Source organism: Salipiger pallidus, from assembly GCF_014643635.1.
Lineage (GTDB): Bacteria > Pseudomonadota > Alphaproteobacteria > Rhodobacterales > Rhodobacteraceae > Salipiger > Salipiger pallidus.
The window spans coordinates 313,227-326,080 of sequence record NZ_BMJV01000005.1 but is presented as its reverse complement, the minus strand read 5'-3'; the positions used below and the strand labels follow the sequence as shown (position 1 = coordinate 326,080).

Annotated in this window: 10 protein-coding genes; 5 read left to right on the top strand and 5 right to left on the bottom strand. The window is 64.8% G+C overall.

Annotated elements, in window-relative coordinates:
- The first annotated feature begins 3 nt into the window (after window positions 1-3).
- The 4 genes from IEX41_RS13645 (at window position 4) to IEX41_RS13630 (ending at window position 3,160) form a co-directional block, all read left to right on the top strand.
- Window positions 4-1,269: an aconitase X catalytic domain-containing protein gene (locus IEX41_RS13645; RefSeq protein ID WP_188790802.1), complete on the top strand. Its 1,266-nt coding sequence runs from the start codon at window positions 4-6 to the stop codon at window positions 1,267-1,269.
- Complete coding sequence (locus IEX41_RS13640) at window positions 1,262-1,675, top strand: aconitase X swivel domain-containing protein (protein ID WP_188790801.1); 414 nt, start codon at window positions 1,262-1,264, stop codon at window positions 1,673-1,675. Before IEX41_RS13645 ends, IEX41_RS13640 begins: the two co-directional genes overlap by 8 nt.
- A gap of 499 nt (window positions 1,676-2,174) precedes the next feature.
- Window positions 2,175-2,540 (top strand): hypothetical protein, encoded by a 366-nt coding sequence (locus IEX41_RS13635; RefSeq protein WP_308421506.1) that lies wholly within the window; start codon window positions 2,175-2,177, stop codon window positions 2,538-2,540.
- Window positions 2,537-3,160: a hypothetical protein gene (locus IEX41_RS13630; protein ID WP_229673221.1), complete on the top strand. Its 624-nt coding sequence runs from the start codon at window positions 2,537-2,539 to the stop codon at window positions 3,158-3,160. Before IEX41_RS13635 ends, IEX41_RS13630 begins: the two co-directional genes overlap by 4 nt.
- Before the next feature lie 182 nt (window positions 3,161-3,342).
- Here the strand turns inward: IEX41_RS13630 and IEX41_RS13625 are convergent, their stop codons facing one another.
- The gene (locus IEX41_RS13625) at window positions 3,343-4,389 is read right to left on the bottom strand and encodes an AI-2E family transporter (RefSeq protein WP_229673219.1); all 1,047 of its coding nucleotides are present in this window, start codon (window positions 4,387-4,389) and stop codon (window positions 3,343-3,345) included.
- A 390-nt stretch (window positions 4,390-4,779) separates the two neighbouring features.
- Window positions 4,780-5,142: a response regulator gene (locus tag IEX41_RS13620; protein WP_188790800.1), complete on the bottom strand. Its 363-nt coding sequence runs from the start codon at window positions 5,140-5,142 to the stop codon at window positions 4,780-4,782.
- A 134-nt stretch (window positions 5,143-5,276) separates the two neighbouring features.
- Here IEX41_RS13620 and IEX41_RS13615 point away from each other — a divergent pair, with 134 nt between their 5' ends.
- Window positions 5,277-8,423 (top strand): transporter substrate-binding domain-containing protein, encoded by a 3,147-nt coding sequence (locus IEX41_RS13615; protein WP_188790799.1) that lies wholly within the window; start codon window positions 5,277-5,279, stop codon window positions 8,421-8,423.
- A 210-nt stretch (window positions 8,424-8,633) separates the two neighbouring features.
- On the opposite strand, the gene trhA is transcribed toward IEX41_RS13615, so the two are convergent.
- The 3 genes from trhA to IEX41_RS13600 all read right to left on the bottom strand — a co-directional run bounded on the left by trhA (window position 8,634) and on the right by IEX41_RS13600 (window position 12,853).
- Window positions 8,634-9,275, bottom strand: a complete 642-nt coding sequence (trhA, locus tag IEX41_RS13610; RefSeq protein WP_188790798.1) for a PAQR family membrane homeostasis protein TrhA — start codon at window positions 9,273-9,275, stop codon at window positions 8,634-8,636.
- Window positions 9,276-10,178: 903 nt separating this feature from the next.
- A complete protein-coding gene (locus IEX41_RS13605; protein WP_188790797.1) occupies window positions 10,179-10,466 on the bottom strand; it encodes a putative quinol monooxygenase in 288 nt (95 codons plus the stop codon).
- A gap of 191 nt (window positions 10,467-10,657) precedes the next feature.
- The gene (locus tag IEX41_RS13600) at window positions 10,658-12,853 is read right to left on the bottom strand and encodes a 3-hydroxyacyl-CoA dehydrogenase NAD-binding domain-containing protein (protein WP_188790796.1); all 2,196 of its coding nucleotides are present in this window, start codon (window positions 12,851-12,853) and stop codon (window positions 10,658-10,660) included.
- Window position 12,854: the final 1 nt, after the last annotated feature.

Below are 12,854 nucleotides of genomic sequence, written 5' to 3'. Positions count from 1 at the left end.
GCCATGCAGCTTTCGGACCGGGACAAGGCGCTTCTGGATGGGGCCGAGGGCGAGGCCGCGCGGCAGGCTATGGATGCGCTGGTGCAGCTGGGGCAGGCCTATGATGCGCCGGACATGGTGGACATCGGCTATGCCCATGTCCACGCGGGCATGGCGCTCTACAAGGGCGACGTGGAGCTGATCGAAGGCATCGCGCAGGGCGGTGGCCGCATGTCGGTGCCGGTGTCCACCAACATCGCCAATGCAGACATGGGCGACTGGCAGGGCATCGGGGCTCCGGACAGCCTTGGGCTGCTGCAGAAGCGGGCGGAGGCGGCGCACCGGGCCATGGGGAGCGGCACCTCCTTCACCTGTACGCCCTATTGGGCCGGGCACTGGCCGACATGGAACATGCACATCGCCTCGATCGAAAGCGGGGTGACGGTGTTTGCCAATTCCGTGCTTGGCGCGCGGTCGAACCGGGACGGGTTCTTCGCGGTCTACGCTGGCATGACCGGGCGCTATCCGCGCTTCGGGCTGCACCTCGATGACAATCGGCGACCCACGCATCGGGTGCATGTCAGCGCCCGCCCGCGTGGCACCGCCGATTTCACCGCGCTTGGCTATGCGGTTGGACAGGCGGTGGGCAGCGGTACCCCGCTCTTGATGGGGCTCGCCAAGCGCCCGTCGCTCGATGAGCTTGATGCGATGGGGGTGGGCATGGCCACCTCGGGAGGGGTGGCGATGTTCGTGGTGCCGGGCGTCACGCCGCCCTTCGGAACGGATGAGGCCGGCGCAGGCCTGCCCGAGGTCGAGATCGCCGAGCCTGCCCTGCGTGCGGTCTTCGACGGCTTCAGCACCGGGGAGGCAGAGGGGTTCGATCTCGTGCATCTAGGCTGCCCCCATGCCTCCTTCGAGGAAATGAAGGACTACGCCCGCCTGCTCACGGGGCGGCGGATCGCAACAGGCATCGAGTGCTGGATCACCACCAACCGCGCGGTGCACCAGATGGCGCGGGATGCGGGGCTGCTGGCGCCGATCAGGGCGGCAGGGGCGCGAGTGGTCACCGACACCTGCCCGATCTCGTGCCATTTCGCCTGCACCTGCTCGCCGGACCCGTCTCTTGGCGTGACGCCGGCGCCACCGAAGACCATTCTCGTCGACAGTGCCAAGCAGGCCCATTACGTGCGGGACATGATCCACTGCCCGACGCTGTTCACCACCTCTGAGCTGGCGGTGGAAAGCGCGGTCACCGGGCGCTTTCACCCGAGGAGCCTGCGCAATGACTGACGGCTGGCACGCTCGCCCCGTGGTGCGGGGGCTGGCCTCGGGCGATGCGATGGTGTCGCGCACGGCGCTGTCGTTCCTCGGGGACCTGGACATCCGGTCGGGGCGTGTCGTGGGCCAGTCGAGCGATCTTCGCGGCCGCATCGTTGCGGGCCGGGTGCTGGTGTTGCCGGAAACGCGTGGCTCTGCCGGAGCGTGGCGGTTTCTCTACCAGTTGAAGGTGCACGGCACGCACCCCGCGGCGCTGATTCTGCACGAGATGCCTGACCCCTCGGTGACGCAGGGCGCGTTTCTTGCGCAGGTGCCGGTGGTCGTCCTGTCGGAGGATCGTTTCTGGGCCTCGGTCACAGACCGCATGCCTCTGCGGATCGACGCCGAAGCGGGGCTGGTGCAGCCGGTGCCCCGATGATCCGGTATTCCGCAAACGGGCGCGACGCTTGCCAGCGGCAGGGCGCGCGAAAAACACGAGGAGGATGCCATCCCATGCCGAGGTCTCAGAGAGAAATACCCCACCTGGGCAGAACAGGGATGAGGCAACACTCAAGCCAAGCGGGGGCCTCGGTCCTTTGCAAGAGCGGCAGGGCCGAAACGCGAAGGACCCCTGAAGTGTCATTGAAGGGGGCGCTGATCGGGTTTCAGCCGCTGGAGCCTGCACGAATCAGGTCTGCGCAGAAAATTCCCGGAGCCATTTTGGCCCCGGGCACAATCTTACAAAAATACAAAAAAAGCAGCGTCAGCACTGGTAAAGCAAGACTGGTCTAAGGTTACTCGTCACGATGCACTGGTCTTCGAAAGACGCCGCGGCCCTCGGCTAGCACGAGGAAGCGTGGACGCCAAGGCTTTATCATATTGATAATGTCACCCGTTTGACAGAAGGGTAAATTTTAGTGATTTTGGGGGGCCCGAATGTGACCACCGAGACATTTTTCTGGAAAGATCGCGTTTCTATGGAAAAACTGAGCTCCATTTTCCACCTGCGCGAAATGCTGCGCCAGCTTGAACGCGACGTCGGTCTTGATGAGCTGACGCGGTTCGAACGGGATGTACTGCTGGTTGCTCATGGACTGTGCCGGACCCCGGGCGAGATCATCCGCTCCGAGCAGATCCGCGAACATCCCCTCGTGCGTCATAGTGGGCAGGCGACCTTCTATCGCGCTATTCGCTCATTGATGGAGCGTGGGCTGCTGGAGCGTGCGGGAAGCAGCAAGGCCAAGACCTACGTGGTGCGCAGCGATCTTGTCGGGGTGCCGTTGCCCTTGTCCGACAAGCCGTGACCTCCGCCGGTCGGCAGAGCGAACGGCCGGACGCAACGCGGTCGAACCGCAAGGCTCTGCCATTCTTGGTGGTGGCGTCGGCCTACATTCTTGCGCATGGCCTGACGGCAATGCTCGTCACGCCGCTGCAGTCCCATGTGCTTCCTGGTGTCACGCCCTTTGCCAGCCTTCTGTACCTGCCGCATGGGGTGCGGGTGCTGGCCGCTTGGTTGATGGGGCGGGCCTCTTTCGTGCCGCTTTGCGTTGGCGCCTTCCTGTCCGAGGCGCTCTTCACACCCTCCGGAATCAGCAGTGTTTCGGATCCGACGATCATCGTGTCGATCATCGTCGGAGCGGGCTCGGCCATCCTTTCGTTCGAGCTGATGGCGCTGGCGGGGCAGCGGCTCTACGCCTGCGAAAGGGCGGGCACGCGTTGGCCCAAGCTGTTCATCGTCGGGGTGATGGCATCGGTCATCAATTCGGCGGCGCAATCGGTGGTGTTCTCGGGGCTTGTACTGCCGCACCACTTCTTCGCGGTGCTTTCGGTCTATGCACTGGGCGACGTCCTCGGGCTGGCGGTCACCGCGTTGGTGCTGATGCTGTGCTTCCGCTGGCTACGCCTTTGGTCGGGGCGGCGCTGAGGCGCTCGCGCCCCAGAGCCTGCCCCGGGCAGTGCGTTCAAGGTGTTGTTGAGCGGGTGCGCATTGAAAGATGCACCGGACCCGGCGGCGTTTGGGAAAGGCTTCCAGCGCCCGGGTCCCGACGCTGAGGGCAAGGGCCCCGCTCCGCTGTTGCCCCTTACATACCCCGGGGTGGTACTGCCTCAGACCTTGCCCGAAGCGGATAGCAGGATGGCCACGGGGCGGGTGGTTTCGATCTCGGCCAGCATGATGATCATGCTCGCGGTCAGCGGCACCGCCAGCACTGCTCCGGGCAAGCCCCAAAGCGCGCTCCAGAACGCCAGCGCAAACAGCACCACGAAGGGCGATAGGTTGAACGCGCGGCTCATCATCCGCGGCTCAAGGAAGCCGGCCACGAAAAGCTGCACCACAGTGAGCGACACCGCCAGCGCGGCGCTTAGGGTGAAACTGCCGAATTGCGCAAGGCCCAGCAGGATGGGGAACAGGACCCCGATCATCGAGCCGATGTACGGGATGTAATTCAGCAGCCCGATCAGGATCGCCCAGAACAGCGCGAAGTCGATGCCGAAGGCGACCAGCACCACGAAGGACAGACCGCCGACAATGATGTTCACCGTGGTCTTGACCGCAAGGTAGTCGCCGACGCGGGTGTTGATCCGGTCAAGCAGGTCGAGCGTGCGGTCTTCCTTGGTCTTGTCGCCGATTGCGAGCGCGAGCTTGGCGGCCATGCCGGTCCGCTCGGCCATGAAGAAGCCGGCATAGAGCACCACGAGGAACAGTGTCCCTCCGAGCCCTCGCAGCGACAGCAGGAACGGCCCGATGTAGGGGGTGATGGAAAAGCGGTCTATGGTGGCGGCACGGATCGTCTCCCAGTTGGGCTGGTCGACGACGTCGAAGGCATTGGCGGCGCGCAGCACCAGCTCGTCGAGGTTCGACTCGTAGCGCGGCAGCACCGTGGCGACCTGGCTGAAGGTCTCGACCACGTAGGCCGAGATCAGCACCAGAAGCACTGTGAAGGACACCAGCACCAGCACCCGCCGCACGATGGCGGGCAGCAGGCCGATGACCGGCACTTCTCCGAGGCGGGAGGTGACGTTGCCAAGGATATAGAGCGCGATCATCGCGATGATCACCGGAAGCAGCACAGGCTTGCCGATATGCAGCAGCCAGCCGATCATGATGACCAAGGCAAGCAGGTAGGTGGTCTGGCGCAGGCCGATCATGAACATGCCGCCACGCACAGCGCAGACGTGTGGATACGGTCCATGCGAAGCACGGGGCCGGGGCGGCAGCGTTTGGCGCGGATCACGGGTGTTGGTCCTCCGGTGCGTAAAAGCTTGGCAACGGTAAGGATTATGGGGCGTCCGGCAGCCCGGGGGAAGGGGGCGCGCGGCAGTTTCCCGCCCATGAGGCCAAAGCATCGCTTGACGGCTTGTCTATCGGGCAGGCCAGGTCGGCGCGATGTTGGCTGCCATGGCGCGGCATCATGCCTTGCACCAAGGTCCCGAGGGCGTGAGGTGCAGCGACACGCGAAGGCGATGCCGAAGCATGCTTGTCAGCGTGAACGGCATGCCACCTGCAGTTCGTGGCTTGGCACGATGTCGCGTCGTCGCCGGGTGTCAGGATAGGGTCGCGCCCAGAAGGGCCCGCAGATCGGCCAGGGGGAGGGGTTTGCGGTGGACCGTGGCACCGCTATGCTTCGCTGGACGGTCGACCTGGTCGCCGAACCCCGACAGGTAGACGATGGCAAGATCCTTGCGTCCGACCGCTAGATCATCGCCCAGCTCGAATCCATCTCCGTCCGGGCCAAGCGTCACGTCCACGATGGCCAACTCCAGCGACGGGTGCTCTGACAGCACCGCGAGCGCTTCTGGCGCACTGGACGCGGTCAGCGCAGGGTATCCCAGTGCCTCGCAGGCCGCCGAGGTGATCTCGAGCAGGGCGGTGTCGTCATCGACGATCAGGACGCGTGGACGGGACATGGTCTTCTCCTGCCGGTGCCACGTGGCAGTCTGTGACGTGGCCGTGTTGCGGCAGGCTACAGATCTTTGCAAGATCTTCCACTACCAATGTAAAATTAACGATATCCTGCCAGCAGGTGTAAAAGCGAGGCATCATGCTCAAGATGGATTTCTCCGGCCCCGGTGCGACGACCACGGCCGCCCTGACACGACGGCCGCGCCCGGTTCTGGCCCCGGTTTTGGCGCTTGTGCTGGTTGCGCTTTCAGTGTTGGTGCTGCCCGCGGCCTCATCCGCGCAGGTGGAGGAAGATACGCTCCTTGTGCCCTGGGCGCCGGTCCCCGGTGTCTACGAGACGCAGGCTGATGGCTCTCTTGGCGGGTTCTTCGCTGACCTGGCCGTCGCCGTTGCGGATCATGCCGGACTGTCCCTGGAATTCGTCGAATACCCTGATTTCTCCGCCGCGGTTGCGGCGCAGGCCGCAGGCGATACGGATCTGCTTGCGGGGATCGTGGACCTTCCCATTCTGCGATCCGCCACCGTGCTGTCCGATCCGGTCACGCAGATCCCCGTGCATCTGTTCGTGCGCTCGGATGCGCCGCTGTCACTTTTGCCGGGCGCTCTGGACGGGCGCCGCATCGGCGTCCTGCGTGAAATGGCACGAGACGATCTTGCCGGTGTCAGTGGGCTGGCAGAGATGGTGAGCTTTGACACCATGACCGCCGCCTTTGGGGCGCTGCTGTCGGGAGAACTGGATGGCATGGTGGCCCTGAACAAGCCCGCCGCCGACTACATCCGCGCTGCGAGGATCGAGCCGCTCGTCCGCATCGCTGGAGAGGCGCTGCGCCGTGAAGACCATTATGTTTCGGTGTCGCGGGACCACACCGACCTTTTGCCACGCATCAATACCGCCATCGCCACGCTTGTCGAATCCGGCGAAATGCAGCGGATTCTCGTGCGCTGGAACATGGTTCCGCCGGATCCGGTGCCCGAGGTTCTGTCGGTGGGGGTGACGCCGTTCCCACCCTACCAGGTCATTACGCCCGAGGGCGAATTCACCGGGTTCGGTGTCGAGGCCCTGCGCCAGATCGCCCGCCGTGCCGGCCTGTCTCTGGTCTTTCGCGAGATCACCAGCGCGCAATGGGCCGAAGGACCTGCACCGGGGCGCTATGATCTGCTGCCGCCCATCAGCATGACCGAACAGCGCCGCCACGAAATGGATTTCACCCGCGCCATCCAGCAATCGCCCTATGCCATCTTCCTGGAAGGGGAGGACACGCGCGAGGTGGCGAACCTTGCGGACCTGGTGGGGCTGCGGGTCGGGGTGGTGGAATACAATCTGGCCCGCAATGTTGCGGCACAGCAGGACGGCATCGAGCTTGTGGAATATGGCTCTAAGGAGAGGCTGCTCAATGCGCTCATCGCGGACGAGGTGGAGGCGGTGCTCTATTCTGCCGCCACGCTGCGTGAGTTGGCCCGGGATCGCGGGGTGCTGGGCCAGATCCGTGAGGTATCGCCGCCCTTCATGGTCTCCGCCCGTGCCATCGCGCTGCGCTTCGGCCTTGTCCAGGTGCGTGAGCGGCTGGATGCGATGATCCCCGGCTACCTGTCCTCCGAGGAATACAGTCGCCTGCGCGAGCGTTGGCTCGGAACGCCGGGATTCTGGACCCCCCAGCGGGTCTGGCTGGCGCTGTTCGGGGGGCTTGTGCTGGCGCTGGCCATTGTCGCCGCCTTCCTGTGGCAGTCACGCCGGGCCCGCAACCGGCTTGAAGGGCAGGCAAGCGAACTTGAGCGGCTGAGCGCGCGGCTTGGCGCGGTGCTGGCCACCACGCGCAGTGGCATCATCGGCCTGCGCCCCGATGGTCTGATCGCGGTGGCCAATCCTGGTGCCATGGAGATGCTGGAACTCGGAGACACGGACTGGCCGGTGCCCTGGCCGTCCGAGCTGCGGTTCGTCGAACCCGAAAGTGCCCAGCCCCTTGAGGCATCGGCGGACCCGGTGCGCCGCGCGCTCGCCGGTGCCACCCTGCGCTACGAGCCGGCGATCCTGCGGCCCGAGGGGGCAGGCGACATCGCAGAGCTGCGGCACGTGCGCGTGTCCTGTTCACAGGTGGCGGCGCGTGAGCGCAGCGATGTCACCACCGTGGTGGTGATCGACGACGTCACGGAGCTCGAGACGAAGCGCCAGCAGATCGAACGGGCGGGGCGGCTCGATGCGCTGGGCCAGCTGACCGGCGGGGTGGCGCATGACTTCAACAATATACTTGGTACCATCGAATACGCAGTAGAACTGGCGTCCATGGGGGCCAATGAACGGGACAGGAAGTTCCTCGATAAGGCGCTGGGCTCGGTCCAGCGCGGTAACGAGCTGACCTCGCGCCTGCTGAGCTTTGCCAAGCGTCAGCCCGGATCGCGCCGCAAGGTCCAGATGGCCGAAGTAATGACTGACCTGCGCAACCTTGCCGGGCCGGTGATCGAGAAGTCGGTGATGCTGGAATTCAAGGACGTGGACCCCGGCCTTGCGGTGTTCTGCGATCTCGGCCAGCTTGAGAACGCTCTGCTGAACCTGCTGCTCAACAGCCGGGATGCAATCCTGTCGGGCGGCGCGTCCGGGACCATTCGTGTCAGCGCCACCCGCACGGGCCGTCGCAATGCCGCCGGGGTAGAACTGATCGAGATCTGCGTCAGTGACGACGGCCCGGGCATGACGCCCGAGGTGAAGTCCCGTGCGACGGATCCGTTCTTCACCACCAAGTCGCGAGGCAAGGGGACGGGCCTCGGCCTGTCCATCGTCTACGGCTTCGTGGAGCAGGCCGAGGGGGATCTGCAGATCATCAGCGAACCGGGCGAGGGCACCACCATCTGCATGTTGCTTCCCGAAGCAGAGGCGCCGGATGATACCATTGATGCAGAAAGCGAAGACGCGCCGCTGGGCAATGGCGAACGCATCCTCGTGGCCGAGGACGAAGCGGACCTGCTCGAGATGACATCCGAGATCCTGCGCCGCCTCGGCTACGAGGTGCACGAAGCGGCGTCGGGGGGCGAGGCGCTTGATCTGGCGGTGCGTGAGGGGCCGTTCGACCTCGTGCTGAGTGACGTGGTGATGCCTGGCGGCATGGGTGGGTTTGAGCTTGCGCAGGAAGTGCGGTTGCGCTGGCCCTCGCTGCCGGTGCTCTACATGTCAGGCTATACCGGGATTACCAAGGAAAGCATGGGCAGCGTCGTCGCTCCGGTGTTGCGCAAGCCGTGCGGGCGGCGTGATCTCGCATGGGCCATTCGCAAGATGCTTGACCGGGCCGAGTGACCGGGGGCATCGCGGCAAGGTCCCTCGCGGTGCCGGGCATGTCGTGCCCGGCACGACGCTTTGCCTTGGCGGCGTCTGTCACCTCCAAGCGGGTCTGCCGTTGGTGACGTGAACCGGTGGGCATGGCGCTGGTATCCGGATTAGCCGTGCATCGCGCTGCTGGGCCTGCGTTGGTGCCGCGGCCGGGCAGGGCGCGTCCTTACCGGTTTTTCATCGCGCGACGATGATGATTGCCGCGTAGTGGCTGGCGGCGGCGGCCAGCACATGACCGTGCCAGATGGCGCGGGCATAGGGAATGCGGTTCGAGTGGTGGAAGATCGTGCCGACCGTGTAGGCAAGGCCCCCAACGACGATCAGTGTCAGGGCCGTGCCGGGCAGTTCGCGCAGGAACGGCCATGCAGCAATCCCACCCAGCCAGCCTTGGGAGAGGTAAAGCGCAAAGCCCAGCCGCGCCCAGCGATGGATCGAGGTCAGCTTGAGCGTGATGCCCACCGCCGAAATGCCCCAGGACGCGGCACAAAGCGCAAGCCCCTCGGTGCCACCGATGCCCAGCAGCGCCATGGGGGTGTAGGTGCCTGAGATCAGCAGGTAGATCGCCGCGTGATCGAAGCGCCGGAGCACCGCGCGCAGGGGGGCATGCAGGGTGAGATTGTAGGCCGCCGAGAAGGCGAAGCTGGCCAGCAGGCCGATGGCATAGGGCACCATGGGCCAGACCGCTTCGGGTCGGGCCGCCACGGTGAGCCAGACGAAAAGCGCCGGGATGGCGCCGACCGCGAAACAAAGTCCCAGGACCAACACTACGCCATCGGCGATCTGTTCGGGCATCGAATGGGGAAGCTTGAATTGGGTCATCGGTGTCGTCCGTATTCTGGAATGGCGGCTTTCTGCATCGTGTCGGTGATGGATTTCAAAAGATCCCGTCCTTGGGATCCGGCGGCGTCTTCTTGGGGTTGCCCGGGACGTAGGCGGCATTCAGTCTTCGGGTCTTCGGGTCTTCGGGTCTTCGGGTCTTCGGGTCTTCGGGTGGCCTTGCAGTTCGAGGCCGGGATCCGATTATTTTCCGCGATTGCGGCTTGATCAAGTCTCTCATATGCCGACGTTGCGTCCGGAGGCGGCCGACTGATGTGGCCCTGGGCCTTGCCGCGGCTCACTGGAACGGCCAAGGCACTCTGGAATGCACTCATCGACCGGCGCGCTGCGATCCTTGCACCCGCGCCTGTTCTCTCAGAGGGTTTGCGCCCGCACGCCCTCTGCACTGGTACGTGATCCACACTTGGCTCATGCACCGACACACGGGCACAAAGCCTCGGTGCACGGCGGCTGCGCTGATTCCGGGTCGATGAGGGCCACCGACCGGTTCACCTGCCAGACCAACGACACGGGGCCTCCCGGATTCCCCAAAGACTGTTTAATGTCTGTGTGGGCACTGCTACCCTGCGGTCGACGACCTTGATGCGCGGGCGATCAGCGTATTCTCTTCGACACGCGCCGCCGCCCAAACGGTGACTGCTTGGACAGGATGCAGCTCATGCCAATGCATCTACGCAAAGTCCGCACACAGTTTGCCTGTCTGACCTTTGCCTTTCCGGTCCTCGATGTGCGTGCCGTTGGTTGTCTGGCATCTGTTCGTCTCCGCGAAGAAACGCCCGACCGTTCGGTTCGATTCAGGTTGTAGGCCAAAAAAGTTACGGGCGCATGAAGCATGCGCCCGCTATCCGTCGCGAAGGGGCCCTCAGCCCCCAGGTTTTCCAGCTCTCAGGCGAACCGTGCCAGCGGCGTCACCGTGGCGGCGCTGCCTTCGGCGATGCGCTTGAGCGCGGCCTTGAACTCGCGGGTGTAGGGCTGTCCGAGATGCGCCTCGAATGCCGCGTCGTCGGCATACTCGGCAAGCATCACCACGCTGCCACCCCGTTCGGTCATGGCTTCATAGCGGATGACACCTGGCTCCTGGCGGGATTTCTCGACCAGTTCGGCGGCGAGCGTCTTGAGGCGCGTGTCCTGGCCGGGACGCGGAACGGCTCGAACGATCATAGACGTACTCATATCTCTCTCCACTCTGCATGTCTGATGAAGCACGCGGCGCGGTTCCGAAACGAGGCGCCCCTGTTCGGGCGCCGGGAGGAATTCTGCACCGCAGCGTCTGTTTACTCAGATAAGATCGTTAGCGCTGACTGCAATCCCCCGATCACGTGTCCGTGCGTGGAGCCGCAGGTTAACGGCTCCGCTGATTGCAGTCAGGCTGCGGCGCTCTGCGACGCGCTGCCGTAGAAGCTGCGGTTCTTGCCAGCCATCTCGCGCAGGAGCTCAGGGCAGGCAAAGCGGTCCCCGTGCGCCTCGGTCAACTCGTCGCAACGCTCAGCGGCATAGGGTGCCCCGAGGATGTCCAGCCACGAGAACGGCCCGCCCGACCATGGTGCAAAGCCCCAGCCGAGGATTGCGCCCACGTCGCCCTCGCGGATGTCGGTAAGCACGCCGTCCTCGAGCGCGCGCACCGCCTCCAGCGACTGGATGAAGAGCAGGCGGTGCTGCACCTCCGTCAGGCTCGGCTGGTCATCGGCCACGGGATATTGCGCCGCAAGCCCCTCCCAAAGGCCGGTGCGTTTGCCCTTGTCGTCATAGGAATAAAAGCCCGCGCCCGCCTTGCGGCCCATACGCCCCTGATCTGCCATCCAGAAGATCACATCGTCCACCGCGCCATCGGGGTAGGCCTCGCCCATGGCCGCTTTCGTGGCCTTGGCGATTTTTACCCCCAGCTCGATCGAGGTCTCGTCCACCAGCTGCAGCGGCCCCAGCGGCATCCCCGCCATGCGGGCGGCATTCTCGATGAGCGCGGGCGAGACACCCTCGGCCACCATGCGGATGCCTTCGTTGATGTAGGGGATGATGCAGCGGTTGGCGTAGAAGAACCGTGCGTCGTTCACGACAATGGGCGTCTTGCGGATCTGCCGCACGAAATCCAGCGCCTTGGCCACGGCCCGGTCGCCGGTGGCCTTGCCGCGGATGATCTCGACCAGCATCATCTTCTCGACTGGCGAGAAGAAGTGGATGCCGATGAACTGCTCCGGTGACTCGCTGGCCTTGGCCAGCTCCGAGATCGGCAGGGTCGAGGTGTTGGTGGCGAAGATGCAATCCTCGCCCACATGTTTGAGCACCTCGGCGGTGACCTCGGCCTTGATCTTGGGATCCTCGAACACCGCCTCGACAATGAGGTCGCAGCCCTTCAGCGCCGCGTAATCATCGGTCGCGGTGATGAGCGCCAGCGCGGCCTCCTTCTTCTCTGGGGTGGCTTTCTTGCGGGCGATGCCCTTTTCCATGTAGCCTTCGGTATAGGCGCGGCCCTTTTCGGCGGCCTCCTTGGACTGATCGAGCAGCACCACCTCGATCCCCGCCATGGCCGAGACCAGCGCGATGCCAGCGCCCATCATGCCCGCCCCGATGACGCCCACGCGGCGCACTTTCTGGTCCGCAACCTCGGGGCGGTTCGCGCCCTTCTCCAGCGCTTCCTTGTTGATGAAGAGCGACCGGATCATGGCGCTCGACGACGGGTCCAGAAGGACCGAGGTGAACCACCGCGCCTCGATCTTCAGTGCTGTGTCGAAGGGCACCAGAGCGCCTTCGTAGACCGCCGATAGCATCGCCTTGGCAGCGGGGTAGACGCCCTTGGTCTTGCCGTTCACCATGGCCGAGGCGCCCACGAAGGTCATGAACCCCGCCGGGTGATAGGGCGCGCCGCCGGGCATCTTCCAGCCTTTGTCATCCCACGGCTTCACGATGTCCGAAGGTTTCGCCTCGAGCACCCATGCCTTGGCGGCGGCAAGGGGATCATCGCACACCTCGTCCACGAGGCCCGCCGATTTCGCCTTCTTGGGATCCGACAGCTTGCCCTCGAGCAGGAAGGGCGAGGCACCCATGGCCCCCAGCTTGCGCGACAGCCGCGTGGTACCGCCCGCGCCGGGGAAGATGCCGACCATGATCTCGGGCAGGCCGATCTTGGCCTTGGGGTTGTCGGCGGCAAAGATCCGGTGGCAGGCCAGCGGGATCTCGAACCCGATGCCAAGCGCGGTGCCGGGCAGGGCGCAGGCTACGGGCTTGCCGCCCTTGTTCTTGTCGTCCATGCCCGCGCGCTCGATCTTCCGCAGGATGGCGTGGATCTTCATGATCCCCTCGAAGATCGACTTGGCGGGATCGTCGCCGCCATCCTCGCGCATCTTGGCGATGATGTTGAGATCCATGCCCCCGGCGAAGCTGCCCGGCTTGCCCGAGGTGATGACGATGCCCGTCACGGCGTCATCCGCAAGGGCGGCATCCATATGGGCGTCAAGTTCGGCAAAGCCCTGCAGGCTCATGACGTTCATCGACTTGCCCGGCGTGTCCCAGGTGATGGTGGCGACGCCTTGCGCGTCGGTCTCCATGGTGAATTCTGCAGTCATG